General features: G+C 56.4%; 15 protein-coding genes. 10 read left to right on the top strand and 5 right to left on the bottom strand.

Annotated elements, in window-relative coordinates:
* Nucleotides 1-6: 6 nt before the first annotated feature.
* The gene (locus BQ7114_RS00830; protein WP_083309451.1) at nucleotides 7-1,512 is read right to left on the bottom strand and encodes a xylulokinase; all 1,506 of its coding nucleotides are present in this window, start codon (nucleotides 1,510-1,512) and stop codon (nucleotides 7-9) included.
* 696 nt (nucleotides 1,513-2,208) lie between these two features.
* Here BQ7114_RS00830 and BQ7114_RS00825 point away from each other — a divergent pair.
* From BQ7114_RS00825 to BQ7114_RS00810, 4 genes are all read left to right on the top strand, one after another.
* Entirely contained in the window at nucleotides 2,209-3,192 is a 984-nt protein-coding gene (locus tag BQ7114_RS00825) for an ABC transporter permease (RefSeq protein ID WP_034509261.1), read from the top strand.
* Nucleotides 3,193-3,194: 2 nt separating this feature from the next.
* Entirely contained in the window at nucleotides 3,195-4,202 is a 1,008-nt protein-coding gene (locus BQ7114_RS00820) for an ABC transporter permease (RefSeq protein WP_034509259.1), read from the top strand.
* Nucleotides 4,199-6,334 carry an ABC transporter ATP-binding protein gene (locus BQ7114_RS00815; RefSeq protein ID WP_034509258.1) on the top strand — a complete coding sequence of 712 codons (2,136 nt, stop codon included), beginning with the start codon at nucleotides 4,199-4,201 and terminating at the stop codon, nucleotides 6,332-6,334. The genes BQ7114_RS00820 and BQ7114_RS00815 overlap by 4 nt, the downstream gene beginning before the upstream one ends.
* Nucleotides 6,335-6,719: 385 nt before the next feature.
* Nucleotides 6,720-8,399 (top strand): ABC transporter family substrate-binding protein, encoded by a 1,680-nt coding sequence (locus tag BQ7114_RS00810; RefSeq protein WP_072340673.1) that lies wholly within the window; start codon nucleotides 6,720-6,722, stop codon nucleotides 8,397-8,399.
* A gap of 109 nt (nucleotides 8,400-8,508) precedes the next feature.
* Here BQ7114_RS00810 and BQ7114_RS00805 read toward each other — a convergent pair whose 3' ends face one another.
* Nucleotides 8,509-9,087, bottom strand: a complete 579-nt coding sequence (locus tag BQ7114_RS00805) for a PH domain-containing protein (RefSeq protein ID WP_072340671.1) — start codon at nucleotides 9,085-9,087, stop codon at nucleotides 8,509-8,511.
* A gap of 156 nt (nucleotides 9,088-9,243) precedes the next feature.
* Between BQ7114_RS00805 and typA the strand changes: the two genes are divergently transcribed.
* Nucleotides 9,244-11,163 (top strand): translational GTPase TypA, encoded by a 1,920-nt coding sequence (gene typA / locus BQ7114_RS00800; RefSeq protein WP_034509248.1) that lies wholly within the window; start codon nucleotides 9,244-9,246, stop codon nucleotides 11,161-11,163.
* A 96-nt stretch (nucleotides 11,164-11,259) separates the two neighbouring features.
* Here typA and BQ7114_RS00795 read toward each other — a convergent pair whose 3' ends face one another.
* The gene (locus BQ7114_RS00795; RefSeq protein WP_083309450.1) at nucleotides 11,260-11,505 is read right to left on the bottom strand and encodes a putative acetyltransferase; all 246 of its coding nucleotides are present in this window, start codon (nucleotides 11,503-11,505) and stop codon (nucleotides 11,260-11,262) included.
* A gap of 91 nt (nucleotides 11,506-11,596) precedes the next feature.
* Here BQ7114_RS00795 and fdxA point away from each other — a divergent pair, with 91 nt between their 5' ends.
* The 3 genes from fdxA (at nucleotide 11,597) to BQ7114_RS00780 (ending at nucleotide 14,796) form a co-directional block, all read left to right on the top strand.
* A complete protein-coding gene (fdxA, locus tag BQ7114_RS00790; protein WP_034509243.1) occupies nucleotides 11,597-11,920 on the top strand; it encodes a ferredoxin in 324 nt (107 codons plus the stop codon).
* A gap of 195 nt (nucleotides 11,921-12,115) precedes the next feature.
* On the top strand, nucleotides 12,116-13,360 hold the full coding sequence (gene dapC / locus BQ7114_RS00785) for a succinyldiaminopimelate transaminase (protein WP_072340668.1): 1,245 nt from the start codon (nucleotides 12,116-12,118) through the stop codon (nucleotides 13,358-13,360).
* Nucleotides 13,361-13,434: 74 nt separating this feature from the next.
* On the top strand, nucleotides 13,435-14,796 hold the full coding sequence (locus BQ7114_RS00780) for a citrate synthase (protein ID WP_072340666.1): 1,362 nt from the start codon (nucleotides 13,435-13,437) through the stop codon (nucleotides 14,794-14,796).
* A gap of 88 nt (nucleotides 14,797-14,884) precedes the next feature.
* On the opposite strand, the gene BQ7114_RS00775 is transcribed toward BQ7114_RS00780, so the two are convergent.
* On the bottom strand, nucleotides 14,885-15,655 hold the full coding sequence (locus BQ7114_RS00775) for a Maf family protein (protein WP_072340663.1): 771 nt from the start codon (nucleotides 15,653-15,655) through the stop codon (nucleotides 14,885-14,887).
* Entirely contained in the window at nucleotides 15,648-17,432 is a 1,785-nt protein-coding gene (locus tag BQ7114_RS00770) for a DUF885 domain-containing protein (RefSeq protein WP_195906687.1), read from the bottom strand. Before BQ7114_RS00770 ends, BQ7114_RS00775 begins: the two co-directional genes overlap by 8 nt.
* A gap of 345 nt (nucleotides 17,433-17,777) precedes the next feature.
* Here BQ7114_RS00770 and BQ7114_RS00765 point away from each other — a divergent pair, with 345 nt between their 5' ends.
* Both BQ7114_RS00765 and nagB read left to right on the top strand, forming a co-directional pair.
* The gene (locus BQ7114_RS00765) at nucleotides 17,778-18,059 is read left to right on the top strand and encodes an HU family DNA-binding protein (protein WP_016444879.1); all 282 of its coding nucleotides are present in this window, start codon (nucleotides 17,778-17,780) and stop codon (nucleotides 18,057-18,059) included.
* Nucleotides 18,060-18,200: 141 nt separating this feature from the next.
* A complete protein-coding gene (gene nagB, locus BQ7114_RS00760; RefSeq protein WP_072340660.1) occupies nucleotides 18,201-18,983 on the top strand; it encodes a glucosamine-6-phosphate deaminase in 783 nt (260 codons plus the stop codon).
* The last annotated feature ends 250 nt before the right edge of the window (nucleotides 18,984-19,233 follow it).

Raw genomic sequence — 19,233 nt, 5'->3', positions numbered from 1 at the left:
CTTCTCCTAGTCTTCAACATTCTTCATATCGGTCATAAGCTCCGCAAGGAGTGGGTAAATACGGCTATGTAGCCGCATCCAAGTAACATATTTTTCGTGAGCCTGCGGATTCGGTTCCGTCCTCTCACCCAAATGAGCCATCGCTCGCGCAGCCGATTCAACATCGGGATATGCGCCAACGCCAGCCATTGCAATCATGGCAGCTCCGTGTGCGGACAGCTCATCAACCTCAGACATTACGATTGGAAGGCCCGTAGCGTCTGCAAAAATCTGCCTAATAAAGGGGGACCTGGCCGACCCTCCTGTGGCACGAAGTTCAACCAGCTTTCGGCCCGTCACTTCCTGCACGCGATTCAGATTCTCTGCCAGTAGCATCGCAGTGCCCTCAACAATAGATCTGAAAACGTGGGCACGCGTATGCCCCGTGGTGAATCCCACCATTGCTCCAGTCGCAAACGGATCCCAATCTGGTGATTGGCCTGCATTCCAATGCGGTAGCGTCAACAAGGCGTCAGAACCAGGGGCAATACGGCTCGCCTCTGCCTCCAAAGCTGGGTCCAAGCCTCCCTCTAGAGCAGGATCGCCAAGATTCTTCCTAAACCAGTTGTAAAGCACCGAACCAGAGTTCTGAACGATCTCCAGTACGTAAGTGCCCGGAATACCGCCGATCAGTGTGCGGTAAGCGCGATCGAACTGATACTCGTTCGAATGCGTTCCCGACACAACCGAGGTGCCGATATTCACGTAAGCTACATCCGGGTCAATCGCGGCCGTGCCAAGACCAGCGGCCTGACCATCACCAACGCCCGCAACCAGTACAACCTCCGGACTCAATCTCCATTCGTTAGCGAGGCTCGGTAGCAGCGTGCCAATAACATCACCCGCCCTGGTGAACTCCACCATCTGATCTGGGCGTAGCCCCGCGATCTCAAGTAGCTCTTCAGAGAATGTTCGCGCCGCAATATCAAACAGGTTAAGAGTGTCAATCGAGCCTTCTGCAGAAACCCACTTTCCGGTAAGCGCGTGGGACAAGTATGCGTGCACATCAACCAGTTTGAAGGCCTGACTTAGAGCTTCTGGTTCGTGCTTCTTAAGCCAAGCCAGCTTATACAGTGCGGGTGTAGTATCAGCCGGCTTGCCGGACAACTCGTGGATGTGGTCAGATCCGAACTCCTTGATCTGTTCACCCGCTCGCGAATCGAGCCACAAGATTGCCGGGCGGATCGGGTTGCCATCCTCGTCGATAAGCGCAAACGATTCGCGCTGGTGCGTAATCCCAATAGCGGCAATACGCGCCCTGTCGCTCTCGCTCAGGCTACTGACCGCCTCCGTGATTGCCTGATGCGTGGAACCCCACCACTCGCGCGGGTCATGCTCGTAGTGATTCATCTGCGGGGAAAGGAGCTCAATTTCCGCTCGTCCCATCGATATAACGTTTCCCGACGTGTCGATCACAACCGCCTTCGTGGCGGTAGTTGAAGAATCAATAGCGATTACTAATGGGTTGTTCATCTGCTTATGTCCAATCTCTACGCCGTCGTATGTCTCGACCGCAGTGATTTAATCAGTAGCTAAACGCTTATAAGTGGTAGATATTTCCTTGAACTGCTTCACATGATGTCGATTAATCTGTTCATCACTAGATTAACATTGCGAATGTTATTCATAACGTCTGACGAGAGGTTTAGGACGGCGTATTCCGAGTGGCGGCCCAACCAAACCATGTTCAAAAATGCAAGGAATAGAGATGTTTAAAGAGGTCGTGCCTCGCGTGCTTTCGGACGCCGCAGACCTTGTTGAAATCGTCCACGAACTGCGTCAAGTGCTAAACGTCAAAGGGAAGTGAACGGCGCGGAAATAAATGTCAAGAACGCCACATCCGAAGTGTTCCGAGCATTACGCAGATTCCACACAATGGGGAACTAAATGAGATAACTGTCTTAAAATTCGGCACCCAGACGGGATAATTATGAACCGTAGTGGTTGCAAAAACGTCTGCGCAGAATACTAGGAGGTAGGCCTTAAAAACCGGCCGGAAGGTCGATAAACCTCGATAAAATGCCTTTCTGGTTTCTCATTTGCCACGAAATTCACTAAAGTCAATACACAGTTTTGACAATAATTCTGAAACCATCAGGAAATTTTGCGAGCTAAGAGGAATACCAAACACCTTATGCGACAAACATGACCTGAAGAAAGTCAGAGCCTATGTTCTACTACCTGGCACGCAGGCTTGCCAACTATGCTCTCCTGCTGTTCATTGCCGTGTCACTGGCGTACATTATCGCCTCCAACACGCTAGACCCGAAGGCCGCTTACGACCTCACGGACCCCACGCGTGACTGGGACGCGCTTGAGCGAATGTTCATTGCATACAACATCTCAGACACTGTGCCCGTGTGGGATAGGTACACTATATGGCTTGGCCGCGTGTTCACCGACTGGGACTGGGGCATGACGCCAACGGGCGCCTCCGTGAACTCCATCATCGGCATTCGTATCTGGGTTTCTGTCAGGCTTATTATCATCGGCTCGATCATCGGCATGGTCGGTGGCGTGGCTGTGGGTGCGTGGACTGCAACTAAGCAGTACTCCAAGACCGACCGCATCGTTTCGATCCTCGCCCTCATCATCATCTCTACGCCGGTTATTGTTCTTGCTAACCTCTTGCAGATCGGAGCGACCCAGTTCAACGTCGCAACCGGTACGCAGTTTTTTGAGTTCACAGGCGAGACCGGAACAGTAGGTAACTACTTCGGCGCGGCCCTTGTGGACAGGATGCAACACCTACTGTTGCCTACGATTTCCATGTCACTAACCGGCATTGCCTCCTACTCGCGTTACCAGCGCAACTTGATGCTTGACACGCTCGGAGCTGACTACGTGCGGACCGCGCGCGCCAAGGGTCTCATCAAGTCGAAGGCTGTCACCCGCCACGCACTGCGTACTTCGCTAGTCCCGATGGCAACGTTCTTCGCTTTTGCAGTAGCCACCCTGTTCCTCGGCGCAACCGTTACCGAGCAGGTGTTCGGCTGGCACGGCATGGGCATCTTCGGCGTCTCATCCATTCGCGGTCAAGACATCAACGGCACCACTGCAGTAGTTGCCTTCTCAGGCGTCTGTACGCTAGCCGGTGCGCTTTTGTCTGACCTCCTCATCGTCGTTGTCGACCCGCGTGTAAGGGTGAGCTAAACATGTCGAACCAATCTCAACCGCAAGAGCGCGACGTCCGCAACGCTGAAACTGCGCGCGGCGAAACCGCCCTGACCGCAGGTTCGGACCTCACAAAAGAGACCGCGCCCAACGGGGCGGACGGCAAGAACGAAAAAGGCAAATCCAAGCGTCTCTCTCGCGCGACCCTAATTCGTCGGCGCTTCATGCGCTCAACCACCTCCAAGATCGGTGTTATCGGCTTCGCGCTGGTTGTTCTCATCGCGATCTTTGGCCCCATGGTGGTTCCGTGGGACTACCAGCAGGTCACTAGCTCCTTCCTGAAACCTCCAAACGCTGAACACTGGTTTGGCACCACCCAGGGTGGGCGCGATGTCCTCGCACTAACTTTGGAGGGGCTGCGCAAGTCACTAATCATTGGCGTTTCGGTATCAGCAATCCAGGTAACTGTTGCTGCAATCGTTGGCGCTTCCGCAGCCTATTTCGGTGGTTTCTTTGAAAAAGCTGCGCTGTGGGTTATCGACCTTTTACTCGTAATCCCGTCCTTCCTCATCATCGCTGTTATCTCGCAGAAGACCGGTGGGCAGAACTCCTCGACGTTCCTGTTTATCCTTCTGCTGGCAGGATTCGGCTGGATGCTGACCGCTCGTGTTGTTCGCTCGATGACGCTTTCGGTTAAGAACCTTGAGTACGTAACGGCGGCGCGCTACATGTCGGTACCGGCACGCGTCATCATTACCAAGCACATTATTCCGAACGTGGCGTCCTACCTGATCATCGATGCGGCGCTCGGTTTCGTTGCAGCGGTCATGTCAGAAACGGTGCTTTCATACTTTGGCTTCGGCGTGCAACCGCCGGAGACCTCGCTCGGCGTTCTCATTGCGGAAGGGCAGGGCATGGCAACTACCTCGCCGTGGATCTTTATGGCTCCGGCTGCCATCCTGACCCTGACCCTCATTTTCGTAAACTTCATCGGCGACGGACTACGCGACGCAATCGACCCGTCCTCAAAGTCTGGAGGTCAAGCATGAGCAGCAAAAACCGCAAGCTAGACAACACGCCGGTACCGCAGCGCCAAGAAGGCGTTCCGGTTCTTGACATCCAGGATCTAAACGTCAGTTTCCCCTCCGAAGACGGCGTTGTGCGCGCTGTTCGCGGCGTCAACCTGAAAGTTCACCCCGGCGAGGTGCTGGGCATTGTTGGTGAATCCGGCTCCGGTAAATCCGTTACCTCGCTGGCTGTCATGGGCCTGCTTGACGAATCTGCCAAGGTTGAAGGCTCCGTGAAGCTACACGGGACCGAGATCCTCGGCAAATCTGACGCGTGGATGTCAAAGATCCGCGGCAAAAAAGTCGCGATGGTGTTTCAAGATCCGCTATCTGCACTAACGCCCGTTTACACGATTGGCGATCAGATCGTGGAAGCCTTGACCATTCACCAGAAGATGAGCAAGACCGCGGCGCGAGAGCGAGCGATTGAGCTACTCGAACTCGTTGGCATTCCAAACCCCGAGGTTCGATTCAAGGCATTCCCGCACGAATTCTCCGGTGGTATGCGCCAGCGCGTGATGATCGCAATTGCAATCGCCAACGATCCGGATCTAATCATCGCGGACGAGCCAACCACCGCACTGGACGTAACCATTCAGGCGCAGATTCTTGACCTGCTAAAGAAGGCACAACGCGAAACTAACGCAGCTGTCCTCATGATTACCCACGACCTCGGTGTCGTTGCGGGTATGGCTGATCGCGTTGCCGTTATGTATGCGGGACGTTGCGTTGAATACGGCTCGGTTGATGACATTTACTATCACTCGACGATGCCGTACACGGTTGGGCTTCTCGGTTCTCTGCCGCGTCCAGATCAGGACTCTTCTGAGCCCCTCGCATCTGTTGAAGGTAACCCTCCTTCGATGCTGCAAGAACCCACGGGCTGCCCGTTTGCGCCTCGTTGCCCGATCTCCACGGACGCGTGCCTTAACGGCGAGCCGGAACTTCGCGTCTCACCCAATAACAATCCGAACGACGGCGTCGATCACACCGTTGCTTGTGTGCGTGCTGAAGACATCGTTGAAAACAACTGGGATCACGCGGGCATTTACCCGATACCGGAAGCATTCAGCTCTCCGATTGCCGATGAAGACCGCATGAAGCGTGACGAAGTCATGCGTGTGACCGACCTCAAGAAATACTTCCCGCTAATGAAGGGCGCAGTATTCAAGCGACAGGTGGGTACGGTTCACGCCGTTGATGAGATTTCGTTGGACATTCGCGAGGGCGAAACTCTGGCCCTCGTAGGCGAATCCGGCTCCGGTAAAACCACAACTCTTCTGGAAGTACTGAACCTGCAAAAGCCGCAGGGTGGCACCATCGTTGTGTTCGGTAAGGATGCTTCCACCATGTCTGGCCGCGAGCGCCGCAAGGTGCGTGAAGACCTACAGGTTGTATTCCAAGACCCGATGGCTTCGCTTGACCCGCGCATGCCGATTTCCGACATCATCGCGGAGCCGTTGAAGTACAACAACTATCCAAAGGACAAGATCGACGAGCGGGTTGAGGAACTCATGACACTCGTTGGCCTTGAGCCTGCGCACCTTAACCGCTACCCGCGTCACTTCTCCGGTGGTCAGCGTCAAAGGATTGGTATCGCACGTGCGCTCGCGTTGCGTCCGCGCTTACTCGTGCTTGACGAGCCGGTTTCGGCTCTCGACGTGTCGATTCAAGCTGGTGTCATTAACCTGCTTGAGGAGTTGCGTGCCAAGCTCGGCCTCTCATACCTATTTGTTGCCCACGACCTCTCCGTTGTACGCCACATCGCGGACCGAGTGGCCGTCATGTACCTGGGCAAGATTGTTGAAATCGGTGCGGTTAAAGAGGTATTCGACAGGCCGCGTCATCCGTACACGCAAGCTCTGCTTTCGGCTATCCCAATTCCGGATCCACGCAAGGAACGTTCCCGTGAACGCATCCTGCTTGAAGGCGACCTTCCGTCGCCCGCAAACCCGCCTTCGGGTTGCCGCTTCAGGACGCGTTGCCCGAAGTTCCTCACTCTAGGCGAAGCAGAACAGCAACGGTGTGTCAACGAACATCCTGAGCTCAAGGGTGACGGCGACGTCGACTCGATGAACGCCTGCCACTACCCCGAAGAGGCCCACATGTTCTAGCCGGGTGGAGTAACGCCTTGTGCGCACGCTTCACCACTGACCAACTTCAAAGCCGGCGGTTTGCAACCAAAAATGGATGCAGGCCGCCGGTTTTTGTAAACCGATATCTAGGATCAAAATGGCGAAAGGTTGTTGACCGCATTGCGGTCAAGGGCGGAAGTTAGAAAGGTGAGCAGACATCGACAAGCGAGATCACGCGCCGCAGACATATACGAAAATCTTGGCGAATGCTCGTTTTCTCATTATTTGGGACTTTTGTTGCGATTAGAACAAGGAGGGACCGAAAGGCGGCTCTCAACTATCAAGAAGCCGGTGCGCTAAAGTAGCCTATCCATCGTGGCCGGGTACGCCCGGCAAGAGATGTCAACATTATGGAGGTACAACAGTGAAGCGTTCACTACGTTCATTCGCTGCAGTAGCTGCCGCCGCAACCCTCGTACTCGCAGGGTGTGCAGGTGGCGGAGAATCGGGATCCGGCGGCGACGCAAATCTGCCGGCGCTCTCCGATATCAACGCACAAGCCCGCGACAAGGTGCAAGAAGGCGGCGAACTACGTTTCGCAATCGGCCAGTTCCCTGAGCAGTGGAACATCCTGCATGCTGCCGGAAACCAGGTGGACAACAACGAGATTGCCGGCTGGGTAATGCCTAGCAACTGGATTTACGCAGAGGACTCCACCTTCGAGCCGAACAAGAACTACGTTCTCGATTACGAGGTAGTGGACGGACCTCCGCAGGTAGTAACCCTTACTCTGAACCCGGATGCACACTGGGGCAACGGCGAGCCGATCACGTGGGAAGACTACGAGGCAACCTGGAAGGCCGCTAACGGCTCCAACCCTGACTACCAGGTAGCTACCACCGACGGTTTCCGCGAGGTTGCAAAGGTCGAGAAGGGCAAGGACGAGTTCCAGGTCGTAATCACGTACAACACGACCTACGCTGACTGGTCTGCAACCTGGTCCGGCGTTGAGCCGAAGGCTGCCATTTCTACACCTGAAGACTTCGACAACGCGCGTAAGGATAACCCGAACAACGACTTCACCGCAGGTCCGTTCAAGTTCGGTGAGGTAGACCGTTCGCAGCGCGTCGTCACCCTCGTTCCGTCCGACACCTGGTGGGGCGATGCTCCGAAGCTCGACAAGGTAAGCTTCCGCGAGCTCGACCCGTCGACCTCGACCCGTTCCTTCGCTAATAAGGAGATCGACGTCGTATCCGGTCTTATCAACGCCGACCAGTACCAGACTGTTGCCGGCCGTGCAGATGCGGAAATCCGTGAAGCAGGTGGCAAGCAGTGGCGTCACTTCACGTTCAACACGAACTCTGGCCTCTTGCAGGACAAGGGCATTCGCCAGGCAATCGTTAAGGGCCTGAACCGTGAAGCTATCGCAGCATCTGACCTTGCTGGTCTGCCCGTTGAGCCGGCAGAGCTCATGATGGGTAACCACTTCTTCATGCCTGGCCAGGAAGGTTACGCCGACAACTCCGAAGACTTCAAGTTCGATCCCGAGGCTGCAGGCAAGCAGCTTGACGAGCTCGGCTGGAAGCTTGATGACGGCGCAGAATTCCGTACCAAGGACGGCCAGACCCTCGAAATCGAGTACCAGCTACTCCAGGGCATCCCAACCTCTGAAAACGAAGGTAAGCTCCTTCAGTCTGACATGGCCAACATTGGCGTAAAGGTCAATATGGTTAACAAGTCGCCGGATGACTTCCCCGGATTCCTGCTTGATGGCACCTTCGGTATCACCTCGTTCGCATGGCAGGGTACCCCGTACCCGATGGCTAACGTAGGCCAGATCTACGGTTGCGATTCCGACTCGAACTTCTCGGGCCTATGCGACGATGAGATCAGCGAGCTGATCAAGAAGATCGACGTCGAGATGGACCACAACAAGCGCGTTGAGTACACGAACGAAGTTGACGCTGCCATCTGGGACCGTGTCATGACTGTTCCGCTGTACCGCCGCGTCGAGTACGTTGCAGTTCCGAAGACCCTCGCCAACTACGGCGCCTTCGGCTTCTCTTCCGGCAAGGTTGAGGACATCGGCTACGTCTCGGAGTAACACTTGGTGAAACGAGCCTAGCTGAATAGCTAACGTGGCAGGATCGCCCCGCACAATGTGCGGGGCGATCCTTCATGTAACGGCAAGCCTAGCGGGGGCGCGAACTGAGTCAGAGGCGCGGAATGAATGTGGCCAGAAGCAACACGAGTGCAGCCAGCAGGGGGGCGGTGTTGAGCTTGCGCTCTACCTTCGTAGTGGCATTCGTCATCCCCGCCTCGAGGTGGCGTTCATAGTAGGTGCGCAGCAACTCGGCTGTTTGAGATGAATCCAAGTCAAGAAGGTGGCTCGGCACCTCCTCGTCAATGTGCGGAAGTTGCAGGGGGCCGTACTGCGCTTTCATGTTTCGAACGCCGGTACGAGGACGAGCGGCGGCTGCGCGAATATCGATGTCACGCGTCTCGAGGATGAGACCCAGGTTCAGGCGCGCGCCCGTGTAGCGCTCCCACGGCACGGTCCACGAGAAAATCATGTTACGCACCGTTATTTTGTCTGGCGCGATAGTAAGGCGCGGCATCCACCACAGCATGAAAATCGCCCAAAATACCAGCCAAACATACGGCAGGGCTGCAACAGCTACGGATACGCCATCACGCGTAATAGTCACAATTGAAACGGCCAGCGCCAGCACGGCAAAAAAATATGTTCCGTAGCGTGCAGGAGCAGAGGCGATCTTAATCGTTGGATGCATGCCTCCATTTTAGATGGCAACGCATTATCGGGTAGTGGCGCATTTCGCAGAAACCTAAGTGCGTGATCGAAAGCTCCGGGGCATAAGGTAGTAGGGCGCATGTTTTAGCGAAACCACGCTGGCGCGCACGCTTAGAAGAAGAGGCCAGGAGGCAAAATGACTATTCGCGAAGATATTCGTAACGTCGCGATCGTTGCCCACGTGGATCACGGTAAGACGACTCTCGTGGATGCAATGCTATGGCAGTCCGGAGCCTTCTCTGACCACGACACCGTGGAGTCGCGTGGTGAGCGCGTCATGGATTCTGGTGATCTAGAGCGGGAAAAGGGCATTACGATCCTCGCGAAGAACACGGCCGTTCACTATCGGGGTCCTTCTGCACAGAAGCTAGGCTTACCTGAAGGCATCACGATTAACGTGATTGATACGCCTGGACACGCAGATTTTGGAGGCGAGGTCGAGCGCGCTCTCTCCATGGTTGATGGCGTGCTCCTCCTGGTGGATGCGGCTGAGGGCCCGCTACCGCAAACGCGTTTTGTGCTCCGCAAGGCGCTGGAGTCGCAGCTACCGGTTGTTGTGGTGGTGAACAAGGTTGATCGCCCGGATCAGCGTATTGAGGAGGTCGTGGAAGAGACCATGGACCTGCTCCTATCCATCGCGGAAGATCTGCAGAATGAGGGGCGCGAGGTTGACGTGGACGGCCTGCTTGAAGTGCCCGTCCTGTACGCGTCGGCAAAGCTTGGTAAGTCCTCACTTGAACAGCCCGCTGTTGGGGAGGTTCCCACGTCGGGCCTGGAGCCACTGTTTGAAACGCTGCTCCACCGTATTCCCGGTCCCTCCTATGACGAAGACGCGCCCCTGCAGGCGCACGTCACGAACCTTGACGCATCCCCGTTCCTTGGCAGGATCGCCTTGCTACGCATTCACAACGGTGAACTCCACAAGGGACAGAACGTGGGCTGGGCGCATGCCGATGGTTCCCTCACCTCCGTGAAGATTACCGAGCTGCTCCGCACCGAAGGCCTGGATCGTGTGCCAGCCCAAACCGCGAAAGCCGGCGACATCGTGGCGGTTGCGGGTATTCCAGATATTACGATTGGTGAAAGCCTCGTTGATTTAGAAGATCCGCGTCCGCTACCTCTGATTACGGTTGATGAGCCCGCGATCTCTATGACCATTGGAACAAACACGTCGCCGATGGCTGGCCGCGAGAAGAACACTAAGGTTACCGCGCGCCAGGTGAAGGACCGCCTTGACCGTGAGCTGGTCGGCAACGTTTCTCTGCGCGTCCTACCCACCGAGAGGCCGGACGCGTGGGAGGTGCAGGGCCGCGGTGAACTGGCCCTCGCAATCCTTGTTGAACAAATGCGCCGCGAGGGCTTTGAACTGACGGTTGGCAAGCCCCAGGTTGTTACCCGCGTTATCGATGGCGTCAAGTGCGAACCTATGGAGCACATGACGATTGACGTGCCTGAAGAATACATGGGCGAGGTAACGCAGCTTCTGGCCGCTCGCAAGGGCCGCATGGAAAGCATCGCTAACCACGGTTCGGGCTGGGTGCGCCTAGAGTTCCTAGTCCCCGCTCGCGGCCTGATCGGCTTCCGCACGCGCTTCCTTACCGAAACGCGTGGCACTGGCATCGCTTCTTCCTACGCGGCGGGCTACGAACCGTGGCAGGGCACCATCATTTCGCGCAACACTGGCTCACTCGTAGCGGATCGCGCCGGACAGGCAACGCCTTACGCGATGATCAATCTGCAAGAGCGCGGCACGTTCCTTGTGCAGCCTGGCAGCCAGGTTTACGAGGGGCAGGTTGTGGGTGAAAACTCGCGCAATGAGGACATGGATGTGAACCTCACGCGTGAAAAGAAGCAGACGAACATGCGCGCAGCATCGGCAGACTCCTACGAAGGATTGAATACGCCGCGCACGCTCACGCTTGAAGAGTCGCTAGAATTCGCGGCTGAGGACGAGTGCGTTGAGGTTACACCCAACGCTGTTCGCATCCGCAAGAACGTGCTTTCCACTCAGGATCGTTTCAAGATAGCTGCGCGCGCACGCCGCGAATCAAAGTAGTTCGATACCCGAGGCCGCGCGGGCGCGCACTGGTATTAATGCCGCCATGCTGGCTAAAACCGGAGCGGGCCTTTTGCCTGGGCGAACTGAAATCATCTAGTTGCCGAACGGTGATTCTGGCACTCGCTTGCCGGTAACCATGACGCTAGCTGGAACGGTAACGAGCCCTTTGCGTGTGTTTACCGTGACGTGGGTTGGCGCCACCTCCGTCAGGTGGCCGAGGGCGTCATACAACCCATCAGGTTTGCGGTAGCGGACAACAACGCGCTGGCCCACCTGCCACTGCATCCACGGCAGGCTTGGGGGAGCCTCGTTCGGGTCGGGTGTCGAAAAACTGCTCATGGTGAGATAATAAACCCCATATGAGGCACGAAAAGTAGCCGGGGTTTTCAGCCCGCGAATTTTCGACGCAAAATGACTTAAGGAGACCGTTTTGACCTACGTTATCGCGCAACCTTGTGTAGACGTTAAAGACCGCGCATGCGTTGATGAATGCCCAGTTGATTGCATTTATGAAGGCGCGCGTAGCCTATATATCCATCCGGATGAGTGTGTAGACTGCGGTGCTTGCGAGCCCGTTTGTCCGGTTGAGGCGATCTTCTACGAAGATGACCTTCCTGAAGAATGGTCCGAATACTACGAGGCAAACGTGCACTTCTTCGACAAGCTTGGCTCACCAGGTGGCGCTGCCCGCACGGGCGCTGTGGATTACGACCACGAGGTCATTGCGAAGCTACCTCCCCAAAATCAGGATTAGCCAGATTTTTGTAATGGGGCTCGGCGTTTGTCGGGCCCTTGTTGCATATCTTTATCGAGGGGAAAGCTCGGCTGAAACTCGTCCACTTGAACTTTGCGACGCATGCAAGACGCAGAGGGTTTCGCATATGTCGAGGCGGGTGCAAAAGGTCGCTAGAGTGCAACCAGGTATAGCGGGGGAGAAGAGGGGCAAGCTATGACAAGCTCATTACCGCGCGGCGTTGATCTGCCGCAGTTTCCGTGGGACACGCTGATCGACGCGAAGAAGGTAGCTAGCGCACATCCGGGCGGAATCGTGGACTTGTCCATCGGCACTCCCGTAGATGAGACGCCGCAAATAATCCAAGATGCCTTGAAAGAGGCAGCAAATGCGCCGGGATATCCCACGGTGGTTGGAACGGAGGAGGTCCTCGAAGCCACCAAGGTTTGGGCTCGTGCGCGCGGAATCTCCGCATTAGACGAGGGGGCGGAATCAGTCCCAACGATTGGCTCTAAAGAAATGGTTGCGTGGCTTCCCCTCATGCTGGGGGTGAGGCCAGGAGATCGCGTTCTAATCCCGAGGTGTGCCTACCCGACCTACGACATCGGGGTGCGCCTGGCTGGCGCCGAGCCCATTGCAGTGGATGAGGATCCCGCGCAATGGCCAGACGCTCAGATGGTTTGGCTTAACTCGCCGGGAAACCCTAACGGTCATGTGCTCGACGTGGAGCAACTGCGCAAAATCGTCTGGTGGGCAAGGAAGCGCGGCGCGGTTGTGGCGTCGGATGAGTGCTACGCCGCCCTCGTTTGGGATGAATCCCTACTTGATGGGGGAGTTCCCTCTTTGCTGTCCGACGCGGTGTGCGAGGGCGATGCGAGCGGCCTACTGGTGCTGTACTCGCTGTCCAAACAGTCCAACATGGCCGGCTATCGCGGGGGCATCATGATGGGTGACCCGAAACTGGTTGAGGCGGCGGTGGCGGTACGCAAGCACGCAGGAATGATGGTGTCGTCACCCGTGATGCACGCAATGAGCGTGGCGCTACTCGATAGCGCGTCGGCATTCGCTAACCCCCGCGAAGGACTCCAGCAGGAGTCGGATAACGCAGAAGTGGACATGCGCGAACAGGTTTCACACGTATCTATCCAACGGGGTATCTACTCTAGGCGCCGGGCTAAACTCGAAGCCGCGTTTGCGAGCGTCGGCCTCGAAAATGACCCCCAATCGCGTGCCGGCCTATACCTGTGGCTGCGTGACAAGCGGGGCGAGGCGGGTGGGCGCGCTCTTGTGGAACGACTTGCCGAGCTCGGAATCCTTGTAGCCCCGGGAGAATTCTATGGAGAAGGTAACGAGGAGTTCATAAGAGTTTCTCTATCGGGTAAGGATGAACGCATCGACGCCGCTGCTAAGCGTTTGTCACAGGTAAAAACTCTATTCGCCGCGAAAAAATCTCGATGTTGAGATAATCTGCTTTTGACGGCTTCGTCAAAGGAGCGAAGCCAAAGGTTTTCCGCAAGCTCAGGAGGAAGGCGGAGATGGCAACTGAAAAGGGCAAGACCCCAAAGGAAGAAGTAGCCGAGAAGGTGGAGGACACCAAGAAAGCAAACGGGCTACTCACGGTTGATGAGCACAAAGTTGAGCTTCCGCGAGTAGTGGCCACCGCTGGCTCGGACGGTCTAGGCATCAACAAAATTCTTGCAACCGCCGGCGTAACCACCTACGACCCCGGCTTCACCAATACGGCGTCGGCCTCGTCCTCGATTACCTACATCGATGGCGGTGCAGGCATCCTTCGCTACCGGGGATACCCGATTGAGCAGCTCGCAAAGAGCTCCAGCTTCCTCGAAGTCGCATACCTGCTCATCTACGGCGAGCTTCCCGATGCGGTAACCCTCGAAGCGTTCATCCGCCGCGTGCAGCGTCACCGTCTGCTACACGAGGACTTCCAGGCCTTCTTTGGTGCTTTCCCCAGCAACGGCCACCCCATGGCCATCCTGCAGGCTGGCGTTGCCGGCCTCGCAACGTACTACCAGCACACGCTGGATCCGGACGATGATGAGGCGATGGATAAGGCATCCGTGCTGCTACTGGCAAAGGTGCCAACCATGATCGCGACCATCGCGAAGCGCGCTGCCGGCCTGCCGCCGCTGTATCCGGACGCTCAACGTTCCTACACCGAAGACTTCATTCGCATGACGTTCGGCCTGCCGTACCAGTCGTACGATATTGACCCGGCTATCGTTCGCGCTCTCGACATGCTTCTGATTTTGCATGCTGACCACGAGCAGAACTGCTCCACCTCTACCGTGCGCATGGTTGGCTCCGCGAAGGCGAACATGTACGCATCCGTTGCCGCAGGTGTTGGCGCGCTCTCCGGTCCGCTTCACGGTGGGGCTAATGAGGCTGTGTTGCGCATGCTCGCGGAGATTCGCGGCTCGGATATGACGGTGAAGGACTTTGTAGCGAAGGCGAAGGACAAGTCTTCGAGCGTCCGCCTCATGGGCTTTGGCCACCGCGTGTACAAGAACTATGACCCGCGCGCTGCCATCGTCAAGGGTGCTGCCCACGATGTCTTGGAGCGCCTGGGCAAGCAGGACGAGCTTTTGGACATCGCGTTGGAGCTTGAGGAAATGGCTCTAAACGACGACTACTTCGTTGAGCGCAAGCTCTACCCGAACGTCGACTTCTACACGGGCCTCATCTACTCGGCTTTGGGCTTCCCAACCAAGATGTTCACCCCACTGTTCGCAATGGGTCGCCTACCAGGCTGGATTGCGCAGTACAGGGAGATGGCTCGCGATCCAGAGGGACGCATTGGCCGGCCGCGTCAGGTTTACGTTGGCGAAACCGAGCGCGAATACATTCCGCTACGCAACCGCCTTCGCAAGAGCAACTAAAGCTCACGCACGAAGCTACTAAGCAGGGGGTGGGTTGGACCGATTCTCGGTCCAACCCACCCCCTGTCTGCGTATTGCGGTAGCCGTACTACTTGTTCCACAGGCTAGGCCAAAAGACGCCAAGATCCTTGGTGATCCGGCGAAGAAGAGGCAGCGAGATTCCCACAACCGAATGCGGATCCCCAGTCACTCCCTCAATGAACGGGCCGCCGAGGCTATCAATAGTGAATGCTCCGGCAACTTCCAAAGGTTCTCCCGTGGCCACGTAAGCGCGGATCTCATCTTCATCGAGCTCGCCGAAATGAACCGTGGTGGCACACGAGTCATAGCGAGTCTCCAGAACCGTTAATCCATTTGGGCTACCGTTCGAGCTTCCTAGCGAGACGGCCGAATCATAATCTATGCGCAGCAGCGTGATTGCGTGACCTGTATGCAACACCACGTCATTGCGTGAAAGCTCGCGAATACGACGCGCCGCCACCTCAGGGGAATGAGGTTTGCCAACCAGCGCGCCGTTGACCTCCAGCATTGAATCACAGCCAACCACGATAATCGAGGAGGGGGCGGGCATACCTTGCTGGCGTGCGAACTCGAAGATCTCAGTTGCGCTAAGTGCCTGGGCTACTGACCCGGCCTTCACCTTCGCTAGGGCCATGACCTTTTGCGCCGCCTGGTTAGCGGACCCCGAGTTCTCAAACTGGGCGAGGACGGCGTCTTCATCCGCATTTGACACGCGGATAAGTGGTTCGATGCCCGCCGCGCGGAGCGTTTTGGCCCGCGCGGGTGACGCCGAAGCCAGCACCAGGACAGTGCTGGCCTCCCCGTGATTGCCACGAGAAAGGGCGGGGGATTCACTCACCGCTCATCACGTCCTCAAGTACGGCGAGTGGAAGGCCGCCAAGTGCAAGCGCAGTGTCGTGGAACTCGCGCAAACGCGTGTCACTGGAACTACTCTGAGCCGCTTGTGCAGTCGGCGCGGACAGCCACTTGCTACGCAGATCCTGCCAAACCCGCTGGCCCACCTTGTAAGAAGATGCTTGCCCTGCCCAACCCAGGTAGCGGGTGGTCTCGAACTCTAGGAACTTCGGATCCATAGCCACATTCAAGCTCATAAATGCCCACAGGTCGTTGCGATCCCACACGCCTTTTGCTGTGTCAGGTTTACCTAGGTCTAAGTACGGGGAGGAGTTCAAGGCATCCTCGTATGCGGCGTTGCAAATGCCAATAGAAGACAGGTAAGCGTTTGAAGGCCTTTCAAGACCCAGGTGAACGCCAATATCCACGAGGACTCGTGCGGCGCGTAGTCTTTGCGCATCCAGCATGCCGAGCCGCTCAGCAGGGTGCTTTAAGAATCCGAGCTCATCCATGAGCTGCTCGGCATACAGCGCCCAACCCTCACCATGACCGGAGAACCAGCACAACTGGCGGCGCCACGTGTTCAGCGTGTCTTTCAAAGACACTGCGCGGCCAAGCTGCATGTGATGGCCGGGCATTCCCTCATGGTAGACGGTTGTCTTCTCCTGCCAAGTGTGGAACACCTCCACGCCCGGCGGCACAGCCCACCACATCGTTCCCGGCCGGGAAAAATCATCCGTTGGCTGAGTGTAGAAAATGCCCCCATCGCCAGCTGGAGAAATCTTCGCCGCCAACTGGCGCATTTCGTCCGTCACCGTGAAATGGCGGCCCGACAAGTACTCCACAGCCTCGTCCGAGGTCTCCTGCATCCAACGCTGGAGCCCGTCCACGCCGTGAACCTGGTGAGCCGGATCGCTATTGAGCTTGTCAAACGCTTCACCTACCGTCACCGAAGGTCCGTAAAGCTCCTTGACGATTGCCTTTTGCTGGGCGTGAATATCGCGCAGTTCCTCCAGTGCCCACTCATACGTTTCTTCTGGATCAATCTTCTTGCCCAAGTAGTGAGCAGACTTTAGGATGTACTCGTCTCGCCCAACCGCATCGCGATTAGTTGCAACCGGAGCTACCTTCTGTTTAAGCCAAGTATTAAAATCACGCGTTGCAGCCTGTGCGCTCCGTGCGGCTTCCTCCAGTCTCTTGTGCGTCCCCGTATCGCTGGCCACGCTCGAAGCATTGAACTCCTTCAACAACCTGCCATACGGATCCTGCGCGCCACCTTGGGCCGTCAGATCGCCAAGCACGAACTCAACCTGCGCTCTCGTGGGGACACGCCCGGCCTCAATCGCCCATTCAAGACCACGCTTATAAGAGCTGAACGCCCGTGGAACCTCCTGCACGCGCCGAACCAAATCATCCCAGTGCTCTGCGGTCTCCATTGGCATCAGTGTAAACGGGTCGCGGATTGCCTGCACCGGCGAATCAATATTGTTCAACTCGCCAACTGCTAAACCGGCTTCGAACAACTCCAGCTGGTTACCCAAATCCCACGCCACAGCCTTGCGAGTAACCGAATCAACCTCGTCCTCATCTTGCACGCTCGCAACATTTTCAAGCGTGTGCCTATATAGCTGTGCAAGCTCCGCGGCGCCCTCGGGAGAAAAATCCGAGATTGTCCTGTCCGCGAACGGCGCACCCATGCCAATCGCTACTTCCGGAACCAAACCAATAAGACTTGCTACAAAATCATCCGTTACGCGATCCAACGCAGAAGGTATACGCATCATCATCCTTTCTAAGCTTGCCTCTCAACTCTAAAACACGGAGTAGGGCAAACAATACAGAACAAAACAACCCTCTGACTCGGCTAGAAATACCGGACACCCGAATAATCTGCTCAAAATCTAAAAACACCCGCGGGAAGCCCATGAACACGCGAAAAACTAGTGATCTTAACACGATTTTTAACGGGCGTAAAAATACGGCTAAAAAATGTGGGAAATTACCCCAAAACGCTCAAAACTCGCTGTTTCAAGCTGACAACTCGCATTTAAACCCTTAGTGTGTGGATGTGAGAGCGAAACTCGCTCGTAACTGTTCATATTGGTTTTCTACCGGAAGGTTCCAACATGTCCGTAAACCGCACTCAGCTTGTCGCTAAGATCGCCGAGAAGGCTAACCTCACCAAGGTTCAGTCTGACGCTGCCCTAGCCGCATTCCAGGAAGTCCTAATCGAGTCCCTGTCCGCTGGCGAGCCCGTCAAGGTAACCGGCCTCTTCTCCGTTGAGCGTGTTGAGCGCGCAGCTCGCACCGGCCGCAACCCGCAGACCGGCGAGCAGATTCAGATTCCTGCAGGCTTCGGCGTGAAGATCTCCGCTGGCTCCACCCTGAAGAAGGCTGTCCAGAAGTAAGCATCGCGTGAAGCGAACTGAAGAAAAGTGGCGAGGATAACCTCGCCACTTTTCTTCTTCCTAACAAATCGGTCTAGGTGAGGGTGCATATAATCTAATAAGTAGCTTGGCTACGCTAACCAATCTAGTTAAGGAAACCGAATGAAGATCGCAATTCTTCCAAACAACGAAGCTATTGGTAAAGTCGGCGCCGATATTCTCGAATCGGTACTCAAAGATAAGCCTGAGTCTGTAATTGGTTTGGCCACGGGCTCTAGCCCCTTGCCTCTGTACAAAGAACTCATCGCACGTCACCAGGCTGGTAAGATCAGCTTCGCCCAGTGCCGCGCTTTCACTCTGGACGAGTACATTGGCCTCGAAGCTGGACACCCGGAAAGCTACGTGAACTTCATTCACCGCGAATTCACTGACCAGGTTGACTTCGCTGACGGAGCGGTAAACACGCCTAACGCGCTTGCTACCGACCTCGATGCCGCTGCCGCGGAATATGACGCTTCCATCCGCGAAGCTGGAGGAGTTGACTTCCAGGTTCTCGGCATCGGTTCAGACGGTCACATCGCGTTCAACGAACCGGGAGAATCCCTCGCATCACGCACCCACGTTGTCTACCTTCACGACCAAACTCGTCGTGACAACGCTCGTTTCTTTGACGGAGACATTGACCAGGTGCCCACCAGCGCCATGACGCAAGGCCTTGGCACTATCCTCGAGGCGCGCAAGATCATCCTGTTCGCTCAGGGTAAGGGTAAGGCGCGTGCAATCCGCGAAATGGTAGAGGGCGGTATTTCGTCGCGCTGGCCGGCGTCCGTGCTCCAGCTCCACCCCTCCGTATACGTGCTGGTAGACGAGGAAGCCGCTTCTGAGCTTGAACTTGCCTCCAACTATCGCGAGGACTGGCAGAACTACTACTCAGCCAACTTCTAAGCTAACTCGAAGGGCGCGCAGGCGAACTTTTCAAGTTCTGGCCTGCGCGCCCTTTTGTGTGTTCTCAGCCGGGCGGGGGTTCGAGGTGCGCGAGCGGGGCCTCTAAAATTTCGTCCGTGAGGGGAAGTGGCGGTTTTGACGCTGTTTTCTGCCGCTTTGGGTCGGAATACTGTTTCGGGTGGCTTCTAGAACCGCATCCGTGAGGGGAAGTGCCGATTTTGACGCTGTTTTCTGCCGCTTTGGGTCGGAA

It is taken from the genome of Actinomyces urinae, assembly GCF_900119695.1.
GTDB classification, from domain to species: Bacteria; Actinomycetota; Actinomycetes; order Actinomycetales; family Actinomycetaceae; genus Gleimia; species Gleimia urinae.
This window is presented reverse-complemented; position numbering and strand designations above follow the sequence as displayed.